At 43.4% G+C, this 10,366-nt stretch carries 8 protein-coding genes; 5 read left to right on the top strand and 3 right to left on the bottom strand.

Features of this window, described 5'->3' with window-relative positions:
- The 3 genes from LG34_RS11550 to LG34_RS11540 form a co-directional block, all read right to left on the bottom strand.
- Nucleotides 1-415 (bottom strand): YitT family protein (locus tag LG34_RS11550; protein WP_146190223.1); only part of this gene is annotated, 415 nt, incomplete at its 3' end.
- Complete coding sequence (locus LG34_RS11545) at nucleotides 412-1,539, bottom strand: Gfo/Idh/MocA family protein (RefSeq protein ID WP_109216190.1); 1,128 nt, start codon at nucleotides 1,537-1,539, stop codon at nucleotides 412-414. The genes LG34_RS11545 and LG34_RS11550, both read right to left, overlap by 4 nt.
- A gap of 73 nt (nucleotides 1,540-1,612) precedes the next feature.
- Nucleotides 1,613-2,518 carry a LysR family transcriptional regulator gene (locus tag LG34_RS11540; protein ID WP_109216189.1) on the bottom strand — a complete coding sequence of 302 codons (906 nt, stop codon included), beginning with the start codon at nucleotides 2,516-2,518 and terminating at the stop codon, nucleotides 1,613-1,615.
- A 271-nt stretch (nucleotides 2,519-2,789) separates the two neighbouring features.
- Here LG34_RS11540 and LG34_RS11535 point away from each other — a divergent pair, with 271 nt between their 5' ends.
- The 5 genes from LG34_RS11535 (at nucleotide 2,790) to LG34_RS11515 (ending at nucleotide 10,193) form a co-directional block, all read left to right on the top strand.
- On the top strand, nucleotides 2,790-3,737 hold the full coding sequence (locus LG34_RS11535; protein ID WP_109216188.1) for a flavodoxin family protein: 948 nt from the start codon (nucleotides 2,790-2,792) through the stop codon (nucleotides 3,735-3,737).
- 133 nt (nucleotides 3,738-3,870) lie between these two features.
- On the top strand, nucleotides 3,871-5,889 hold the full coding sequence (locus tag LG34_RS11530) for an FAD-dependent oxidoreductase (protein ID WP_109216187.1): 2,019 nt from the start codon (nucleotides 3,871-3,873) through the stop codon (nucleotides 5,887-5,889).
- A 297-nt stretch (nucleotides 5,890-6,186) separates the two neighbouring features.
- Nucleotides 6,187-6,765 (top strand): hypothetical protein, encoded by a 579-nt coding sequence (locus LG34_RS11525; protein WP_242979890.1) that lies wholly within the window; start codon nucleotides 6,187-6,189, stop codon nucleotides 6,763-6,765.
- 209 nt (nucleotides 6,766-6,974) lie between these two features.
- Complete coding sequence (feoB, locus tag LG34_RS11520; RefSeq protein WP_109216186.1) at nucleotides 6,975-9,320, top strand: ferrous iron transport protein B; 2,346 nt, start codon at nucleotides 6,975-6,977, stop codon at nucleotides 9,318-9,320.
- A 411-nt stretch (nucleotides 9,321-9,731) separates the two neighbouring features.
- Nucleotides 9,732-10,193: an Hsp20/alpha crystallin family protein gene (locus LG34_RS11515; protein WP_109216185.1), complete on the top strand. Its 462-nt coding sequence runs from the start codon at nucleotides 9,732-9,734 to the stop codon at nucleotides 10,191-10,193.
- Nucleotides 10,194-10,366 lie beyond the last annotated feature (173 nt).

The following is a 10,366-nucleotide window of genomic DNA, read 5'->3' as shown; positions in this document are numbered from 1 at the left end:
TGCCGCCCGTAGTGGAACCCATCAGCAGACAGAGACTGATGGCAAATCCGTTAATAATACCGCCGAAAATACTGATCAACAGCACATCAGAAGTAATGGCAATACCCGGAATCACGTCGGTAAGTACACTGGTCAGCACAATACACAGACAGGAATACAGCGTAAATTTTTTACCGATAAAACGGAAACCAATATAGATTGGAATCGCATTCAAAATTACGTTGATCACGGTATAAGGCAGCGCCAGCCCAAGGTACATCTGCGCACCACGCTGGATCAGCAGGGAAAGTCCGGTAGCTCCGCCCGGATACAGACCGCCGGTGCGGACAAAGGACTTGATATTTAAAGCCATCAGCACAGAGGCGAGGCACACGACAATCAGTCGTTTGAAGTCTTTTTTTGGTTCAAATTTCAAAATAAATTCCTCCTTACGTAGCTAGGCATTGGTTCCGGTCGTTTACAGGTAGAAGTTACCTGTACAAAAGCACCTTTTTCGCTGCTTTCCACCATATGATCAATCACATCCAGCACATGCACGGCAAGTTCTGCATTTGCACGATTTTCGCGTTTTTCAAAAATCGCATCTGCCATTTCAGAAGGACCAAGCCCACGACTGTTTTCACCATAGGAAAAGCCATAGTTCAGAATCTGTGGAGTCGGATGATCTTCAAAATCCTTTTGTGCAGGCAGATAGATTACATTCCCACCAAAGGTATTGGGATCGGTCAGTTTCAGTATTCCCTTTTTCCCATAAATCATAAAATGTGCCTGATCCTGAATGGTACTGTCACCGTTGATGGATAGCGTTCCGGCAATTCCGTTTTCCAGTTTTAAAATAGAGAAGACCTGACTTTCGTTTGGATAGGAAATCGGTTTCCCATAAGTGGGACTATCTGGAAATGTGTTGATTCTTTCCGGTGCAAGATTTCGAACGATTGCAGACACTGAATCCACCGGACCGAGTAAACTGATCAATGCTGTCAGATGATATACACTGTAGTCATAACAGATACCACCGCCCGGCATACACAGAAACTGTGACAACCCGGCAAGATAATCCAGATCCCGGTTTGCGCAGATATCAAAAGAAGTCACTTCTCCGATCAGACCGTTATCAATTGCTTTTTTGGCAGTCTGTAAAGCTGCCCCCAGAAAAGTATCCGGTGCGGAGCCGAGAAAAAGATTTTGGGCAAGAGCCAGTTCCTGCAATGCATTGGCAGTTTTTGCAGATAAAGTCATGGTCTTTTCCGTATACACATGTTTTCCGACTTCCAGAGCCTGACGAATCAGAACTTCATGAGTTGGTGCGGGGGTCAGAATGACAACCATATCAATGGATGGATCTGCCAGAATTTCTTCGTAAGTACAAGCCAGAATGCCATATTTTTCGGCTTTTTCTTTTGCATGTTCCAGATGGTTTGCGCAGCAGGCAATGACATTCAAATTGTCAAAGCGGTAAATCATATTTTCCAGATAAATATCACTGATCGCGCCGCAGCCGACAACGGCGACGTTCATTATTTTTCGTCCTGTATTCATATTGAAAACCTCCTAGGTAAAAAACGTGTATATTGCAATTAATATCCAAATAATAATCGAATGTAGCATATGTTTAAAAATGTTCTGGGTGTTCTTGCATATATTCCCGAAAAACTTCCAGAAACAGTGGCACCGCCGGATTGGTTATTTTGTGCTTCCAGGCAATGGCCAGATTAAGTGTATCATTGCTTCCATCTAGTAAAGTGAATGCCAGATTGTTTGCATGCATATAACTGCGGCTGCGATAAGGCAGGATTGAGATGCCTGTGCCGGCTTCTATTGCCTGAAGCAGATTTTCGTACAAGTCAAATTGTTCCGTGATGCGGGGATGAAATCCAATCTGTGCACACAGTTCCATGATGCGCTGGTTCATGTATCTGGCATGTTCCGGATGGAAAACCAGAAAAGGTTCGCTGGCCAGTTTGTCATAATCCAGAATCATTTTCTGAAGCGCCGGATGATCTTTCCGAGTAACCAGACAGAAGGAATCCGACTGGATTTTTTTGACATCCAGCGAGGCAATTTGCTGCAAATCCGGCATCATAGAAAAATAAATATCTGCATCCTGCCGAGCGGCGGATTCTGAAATCTGTAAAGCGTCCTGTCGTATCAGCTTGATCTTTACATGCGGATAGCGAATGTGGAATTGATTTACGGCATCTGGTAAAAACTGATGTGTCGGCGCGGACAGATGGCTGATGCGTAGTACGGAAGGTTGTTCTTTTGCCAGAGTCACTTTTTGTTTTGCATGTTCCATAGCATCCAGAATGATTTTTGCATCTTCGAGAAAGAGTTCGCCGCTATCTGTTAAGGTCACTTTTCTAGTGTTTCGGACAAAAAGCTCCGTATCCAGTTCCTTTTCCAACATTTTTATCTGGTGGCTGATGGCGGGTTGTGTCAGATAAAAATCCTGAGCCGCCCGGGAAAAGTTACGGTATTTGGCTACGGCAATGAAATAGGACAGTTGTTTCTGATCCATAAGTACCTCCGGTTTGATGGTGTAATTACTAAAAATGCAAGCTTGTTATTTCTTACATATGAAAACATGAGAGCCACATTTGTTATCAGTTATAAAAAAAAATTATCAATAATACAAAAATATATGAATTTCACAAATAAAAATCTTCATGTTACAATCAATGTAACACAAAAGAGGTTAGGTGTAAACGAAAATCATGCAGGAAAAATGTCAGGCATTTCCCTGACAAAGTGCCTGATTTTCTTACAAAAACAGAGGAGGTAAAGTTGGTATGGCGTTTCAGGTTATGGGAGTTACTGCAGGAAGAAAAAACAGTAATTCAGAAATTTTATTAAAAGAAGCACTGCTTGTCTGTCAGGAGATGGGGGCAGAGGTCAGAATGATCAATTTAAAGGATTACAACATCATTGACTGTAATGGTTGTACTTCCTGTACGATGGGAATGTCCATGGGAAAATATACCGGATGTTCCCTGGATAATGCGGATGACAAAAAGAAGATTATGGATGTGATGTTGAACCAGGATGCAGTTATTTTTTCCGCACCGACATATGATCTCATGCCGTCATCTTTATTTTTGAAATTTATGCACAGAAATCTGGCATACGAATCAGCATTTTTAACAAAAATCGGAGCAATTGAGCCGAGAGATCGTGTGGGGGCGCTGATCGCAGTGGGCGGTTCTACCCGTTCCTGGCAGTCTATGGCGCTGGAGTGCATGCAGGCAACTACATTTACAAACAGTTTTAAGATCGTGGATATGTATATGGCCACGCAGGTTCCAGCTCCTGGACAGGTTCTGTTATATGATGAAAAAATTGCCCGGGCAAGAGAGATTGGCAAGAATGTCATGGAAGCGCTGAACACAAAACCGGAAGAACGGAAATGGCTGGGAGATCCGGATTATGGATGGTGCCCGAACTGTCACAGCAATTCACTGTGTCTGGGTGAGCCGCAGTGGAAAGGTCTGCAGTATCCGATTGAGTGTACTGTATGTGGCGCAGGCGGAGATCTGGAGCGTACTCCGGACGGAAAATGGAAATTTGTTATTGCAGCAAATGGATTGGAGCGTGATCGCACTACGGAGGAAGGCCGTGGCGTTCACTGTGATGAGATTGCGGAGACACAGGGGGGATTTTTCATGGATCCGAAGAAACGGGAAGAAGTTGCGGCAAAACTGCCAAAATACAAAGAACTGAAATTCCCGGAACTGGATTAGTTCTGGAGTATTTCTGCAGAAATCTTCATTATATATATTAAGAAAAAATTATTTACAGCAAAAAAGAATCAATCCGTGATTCATTTATTATGGATGTGACTAAATAACAGGGAAAAGAAGAGGAGTAAAAATTATGGCATTTACACATTTATTAAGCCCGATGAAAGTCGGCAACAAAGTTTACAAAAACCGTATCGTAAGTGCGCCGATGGCATTCGCACTTGTGGCACAGAACCCGATGGCAGCAGAGGTTTCCTATCGAAAACTGGAAGGACCTGCAAAAGGCGGAAATGCCTGCGTTATTCTTGGTGAGACAGATGTCAACTTCCGTGACGCAGTACGTATCCCGGGATTCAAACCATTTGATTTTGCAAAACCGGAAGAAGATATGGAGACATTCAATGCGGTAAAAACATATGCAGACCGTATCAAAAAGCATGACTGTATCGCACTGGCTGAGCTGGTTCACTGCGGAAAAGAAAAAGTTCCGTTCAACGATCAGCAGGAAGCAATCGGACCGGTGGCCTGTACAAACTCTGCCGGAGTTCCGGTTCGTGCAATGACAAAAGACGATATGGATCGTATCGCAAATGATTTTGCGGTAGCAGCTACTTATATGCAGAAAGCAGGATTTGACGGAATTCTGATTCATGGCGGACATGGATTTATTTTTACACAGTACCTTTCCCCATTGATGAATACCCGTACTGATGAGTATGGCGGATCTCTGGAGAACCGTGCAAAATTCCCGATTCAGATCTGCAAATCCATTCGGGAAGCAGTTGGACCTGATTTCCTGATCGAGCTTCGTATTGATGGAACGGATCATCAGCCGGGTGGAATCACACCGGAGGAGACCGGAAGATTCATTCAGATGGTAGAGCAGTATATTACATCCGTACATGTTACCTGTGGTATTTATGAGGAATCCGTAAAATCCGGTACAGAGTCCAGTATGTTCCATGAGCACGGACTGAACATTGAACCGGCTTCCATTATTAAAAAATATACTTCTCTGCCGGTTGGAGCTGTTGGCGGTATCAACTCTCCGGAGCAGGTAGATCAGGCAATCGCAGATGGCAAGATCGACTTTGCAATTTTCGGACGTCAGATGCTGGCAGATCCGGATTTTACACAGAAATGTATGGATGGCGACGAGGCACAGATCCGCCGTTGCTTAAGATGTTATAAATGTTTCCCGGGATCTCCGGAGGAAGGTTATGATGATCTTCCGTTTACCAGTGAGCAGCTTGCAGTTTATGTAGGACATTGTACCATCAATCCAACCGCTCATTTACCGTTTGATGTTGAGCAGCTTCCGCCAGCTGAGAAAGGTCCGCAGAAAGTGCTGATCGTAGGTGGTGGTATTGCAGGTATTCAGGCAGCGATCACAGCAGCAGACCGTGGACATAAAGTAACACTGGCTGAGAAATCAGACAAACTTGGCGGACTTCTGTATTTCACAGACGTAGATATCGACAAACCAGATCTTCGTAATTTCAAAGATATGATGATTCGTGAGGTAAAACGTCATGACGTGGAAATCCTTATGAATACAGAAGTGACACCAGAATTCATCAAAGAATTTGCACCGGATGCGGTAATCCTTGCAACCGGTTCTGTTCCGGCATGCCCGCCAATTAACGGTATTGAACATGCACATCAGGCAATGTCTGTATACGATGGAACCTGTGAGCCGGGCAAAAAAGTTGTCATGATCGGTGGTGGTCTGGTTGGCTGCGAGACAGGTCTTTACCTGCAGAAAACAGGTCATGAAGTAACTGTAGTAGAGATGCTTGACCGTGTGGCAAATGAGTCCTTCGGTATGTACCGTGAGGCTCTGGTATGGGAGATGGAGAAAAACAATATGACCATGCTTCCAAAAACAAAATGTCTGGAGATCACACCGAACAGCGTGAAGATTGAAAATGCAGACGGTGTGCAGGAACTTGAGGCAGATACGGTATTGTATGCACTTGGTATGAAATCTGTGGATTACAGTGCGCTGAAAGAAGCGGCTGGAGATGCAAGTGTGTATGTGATCGGTGATGCAATTCATCCGGGTAAGGTAGATCAGTGTACCAGAACGGGTTATATTGCAGCACTGAAAGTTGGAGCAAGTGAGGAGTCTGTGGCTTATATCCAGGAGTAAAACTTGCTTGTGTAGATAAAAAATATACTTTTATGAAGAGAAATCCGGCAATTTTGTCTCGGTCGCTAGCAATCGCTCCCTGAGAAAAAATTGCCGGATTTTTCTATCTACATAGTGAAGTATATGGATTTTTCATTCACGCCGGCGCTGCGTGCCAGCTGATCGCCACATCTGCGAGAAAAAAATGATGGAAGGTGAAGGGCATGTAGAACTTGCAGGGAAACTTTTTGCGTGATAGTATAAACGAAGGTAGTAAAGAGGCTGCGTTCATGAGTAAGTAGCAAAAGTGGATTGCAAATGTCCGCTTTACTGCAGAAAAATAATAGAAAATTAAAGGAAACGATCACTGTGAAAAAAGCAATGAAATCCACAATGGTATTTGCTGTTTTGGCAACAATCGTATTTACAATTTTATACAGGATAACGGAAAACGGTGTGCTGCTGTCACTGGCTATCACGGCAGGAACGATCAGCTATCATTTTGTCATGCGTTATACAGTTGCGGGGGTTTTCAGTCATACTATGCACAATCGGGCAAATCTGTCTCGAAAATGGTATCAGCAGAAAAAGTGGGAAAAAAAATTATACCGGAAGCTACATGTAAAGCAATGGAAAAATAAGATGCCGACTTATGAGCCGAGCTATTTTGACCTGAGATTACATACACCGGAAGAAATTGCAGGAGCTATGTGTCAGGCGGAAGTAAGCCATGAAGTGATCGTGATATTCAGTTTTCTTCCATTGTTTACAGTTCCGGCATTTGGTGCATTCTGGGTGTTTTTAATCACATCAGTATTGTCAGCATTAATGGATCTTTTATTTGCTATTATGCAGCGGTATAATCGACCAAGAATTTTGAAACTGTGCAGAAAATAGAGAAAAATGATATGAAAACGGAAAAAATATCGGTGGGATTGCTAAAACGAAGGCAGGATGTGGTATAAAAATATTACATTCTGCCTTTTTTGCATATCTTCGCTTTTAATGATTAAAAAATATCAAAAAAGTGTTATAATGAAAAAGATTTATCAAAAAACAACATGCGAACTATCGTGTGAAAATACATAAGAGGAAAATAAAACATTATGACATTAAAAGAATTGGAAATTGGTAAGAGTGCAGTGATCAAGACCGTAGGCGGCGAAGGTGCCCTGCGTCAGCACTTTTTAGATATGGGAATGATCCCGGGAGCGGAAGTAACGGTGGTGAAACTTGCGCCGATGGGAGATCCGATGGAGTTACAGATCCATGGTTATGAACTGACACTGCGTCTGGCGGAAGCGGATCAGATTGAGATCGATCCGATTGAAAAACGAAGCAATGAGCATAAGCGTACCGTAAAGGAACTTGGATCTGAGCATCCTGGTATTGGTGAGACCGGAAAATTTCATTCGAAAAAAGATGAAAATCCACTGCCAGAGGGAACGATACTGACCTATGCGTTAGTAGGAAATCAGAACTGCGGAAAGACAACATTATTTAATCAGCTGACGGGTTCTAACCAGCATGTTGGAAATTTCCCTGGTGTTACCGTTGACCGAAAAGATGGTTCCATCAAGGGTCACCCGGAGACGGATGTAACGGATTTGCCGGGCATTTATTCCATGTCTCCTTACAGCAGTGAGGAAATAGTATCCAGAAATTTTGTTTTAAATGAAAAGCCGAAGGCGATCATCAACATTCTGGATGCGACAAATATTGAGCGTAATCTGTATCTGACCATGCAGCTGCTGGAGATGGATATTCCAATGGTTGTGGCATTGAATATGATGGATGAGGTGCTTGGCAATCAGGGTTCCATTGATATCAATGGAATGGAAGCACTGCTTGGTGTTCCGGTGATTCCCATTTCGGCGGCTAAAAATCAGGGCGTGGATGAGCTGATCACCCATGCGCTGCATATTGCAAAATATCAGGAACGTCCATTGCGGCAGGATTTTTGTGATAAGACGGATCATAACGGTTCGGTACACCGCTGTATCCATGCAGTCATTCATCTGATCGAGGATCATGCGCAGGCAGCAGCCATTCCGGTGCGGTTTGCGGCAACGAAAGCAATCGAGGGTGATCCATTGATCCTGGAACAGCTGGAACTGGATCAGAATGAGCGGGAAATGCTGGAGCATATTGTACAGCAGATGGAGACGGAGCGTGAGGTTGATCGAAGCGCTGCGATAGCCGATATGCGTTTTGACTTTATCGAGCGTCTGTGTGAGCAGACCGTTGTAAAACCAAAGGAGAGCAAAGAACGCATCCGCAGTGAGAAAATCGACCGGATTCTGACTGGAAAATATACGGCAATTCCATGTTTTATTGGAATCATGGCACTTGTATTTTATCTGACATTCAATGTGATCGGAGCTGGTTTACAGACACTGCTTGAAATTGGGATTGATAAATTGTCGGCCATTGTGGATGCTGCGATGGCAGCCACACATGTAAACAGCGCTATGCACAGCCTTGTGATTGATGGAATTTTTACCGGAGTGGGAAGCGTTTTAAGTTTCCTGCCGATCATCGTGACACTGTTCTTTTTCCTGTCTCTGATGGAAGACAGCGGTTACATTGCCAGAGTCGCTTTCGTTATGGATAAACTGCTGCGAAAAATCGGACTTTCCGGTCGAAGTATCGTACCGATGCTGATCGGATTTGGATGCACGGTTCCGGCGGTTATGGCAACGCGTACGCTGACCAGTGAGCGGGATCGAAAAATGACGATTTTGCTGACACCATTTATGAGCTGTACGGCAAAACTACCGATTTATTCGTTCTTTGTCAGTGCATTTTTTCCGAAAAAAGGCGGACTCATCATGACTGGGCTGTATCTGCTTGGTATTGGCGTCGGGATTTTAATTGCGTTCCTTTATAAAGGAACCTTATTCAAAGGAGAACCGGTTCCATTTGTTATGGAACTGCCGAATTATCGTCTGCCGGGAGCGAAAAACGTGACACAGCTTTTGTGGGAAAAAGCAAAAGATTTCCTGCAGCGTGCTTTTTCCGTGATTTTTATTGCAACGATCGTGGTATGGTTCCTGCAGAGTTTTGATCTGCATATGAATATGGTCACAGATTCTGCCGACAGTATTCTTGCTGCAATTTCCGGCATTTTGGTGCCGATTTTTCGCCCACTTGGCATGGGAGACTGGCGGATCTGTACTTCCCTGATCAGCGGATTTATTGCAAAAGAGAGTGTGGTATCCACGCTGGAAGTGTTGTTTGGCGGAAGCATAGGAACTATGATTTCTTCTCTGACAGCAGCATCCATTCTGGTGTTCAGTTTGTTGTATACACCGTGCGTTGCAGCTGTCGCATCCATTAAGCGGGAGCTTGGAGCAAAATGGGCAGTTGGCGTGGTCATCTGGCAGTGTGTGATTGCATGGATTGCGGCGTTAATCGTACATCTGATCGGATTATTCGTTGGAATAGTGTAAGCTAAGACTGATAAGATTAAGCAAGCACGGGATTAATTTGCAAAGGTAGCAGGTGATTTAACATAACGTAGTAGAAGTGGCAGGATAGCGTTTTTCTCTGAAAGCGATTGTTAGCTGAGGAGACAAACGCTATCCTGTCACTTTTCATGATCTACCGTTAAGTCATAGATCCATTTTTCATAACTTTCCGTGTAACCAACCAAGAGTTCACAAAATCTTCACAATTTTTTAGCACTCAAGGCTTGACGTGGCTAATAATAAGTGCTATAGTACAACTAGAACAAAGGAAGAGAGATAAAAGGAATGAAGAAAAGTTCCAAGGATCTCAAATCCAATTGCTCAAGCAATCAACACTTCGGATTCTCCGAATGTGCAGAAAATATATTTAATTACTGAAAGGAGTAATGACTTATGATGATGCCTAGAATTTTTGGAGAAAACTTATTTGATGATTTTATGAACGACTTTGCATTCCCGGATTTTACAGACAGTGCAAATATTGAGAAAGCTTTGTATGGTAAACACGCAAAGAACCTGATGAAGACAGATGTCAAAGATACCGAGAACGGCTATGAAGTAGATATTGATCTCCCGGGCTTCAAGAAAGACGAGATCACAATGAAACTGGAGAACGGTACATTGACCGTCAGCGCAGCAAAAGGTCTTGACAAAGACGAAGAGAACAAGGAGAAAAAATATGTAAGACGTGAGCGTTATGCAGGCAGCATGAGCAGAAGCTTCTATGTTGGTGAGCACGTTGACGTTGAGGATATCCATCCGAAATATGAAAATGGTATCTTAAGCTTCGTAGTTCCGAAAAAGGAGCAGAAAGCGGTAGAAGAGAAAAACAAATTTATATCCATTGAAGGTTAATGTGAATTTTCAATAAAAATCTTGAATGAACTCTCCCTGAGTAGATCCCCGGCAGGACGTAAAAATCCCGCCGGGGATTTTTTGTTTGCAAATTGTTTTGTTAAGCAGCTATTACAGAAAGGCAGATTTATCTCAGTCTGAGTTGAGACTCCCACTTCTGCAAGTGGTGAGTA

This window comes from Eubacterium ramulus, assembly GCF_003122485.1.
Taxonomy (GTDB): domain Bacteria; phylum Bacillota; class Clostridia; order Lachnospirales; family Lachnospiraceae; genus Eubacterium_I; species Eubacterium_I ramulus_A.
The sequence above is the reverse complement of the archived record's forward strand: the minus strand, read 5'-3'. Positions and strand labels throughout refer to the sequence as shown.

Bases quoted from the DNA above. Each gene is read 5' to 3' on its own strand.
- LG34_RS11540 (WP_109216189.1), bottom strand. From the start codon at position 2,518: ATGGATCAGAAACAACTGTCCTATTTCATTGCCGTAGCCAAATACCGT.
- LG34_RS11530 (WP_109216187.1), top strand. From the start codon at position 3,871: ATGGCATTTACACATTTATTAAGCCCGATGAAAGTCGGCAACAAAGTT.
- LG34_RS11545 (WP_109216190.1), bottom strand. From the start codon at position 1,539: ATGAATACAGGACGAAAAATAATGAACGTCGCCGTTGTCGGCTGCGGC.
- feoB (WP_109216186.1), top strand. From the start codon at position 6,975: ATGACATTAAAAGAATTGGAAATTGGTAAGAGTGCAGTGATCAAGACC.
- LG34_RS11515 (WP_109216185.1), top strand. From the start codon at position 9,732: ATGATGATGCCTAGAATTTTTGGAGAAAACTTATTTGATGATTTTATG.
- LG34_RS11525 (WP_242979890.1), top strand. From the start codon at position 6,187: ATGTCCGCTTTACTGCAGAAAAATAATAGAAAATTAAAGGAAACGATC.
- LG34_RS11535 (WP_109216188.1), top strand. From the start codon at position 2,790: ATGGCGTTTCAGGTTATGGGAGTTACTGCAGGAAGAAAAAACAGTAAT.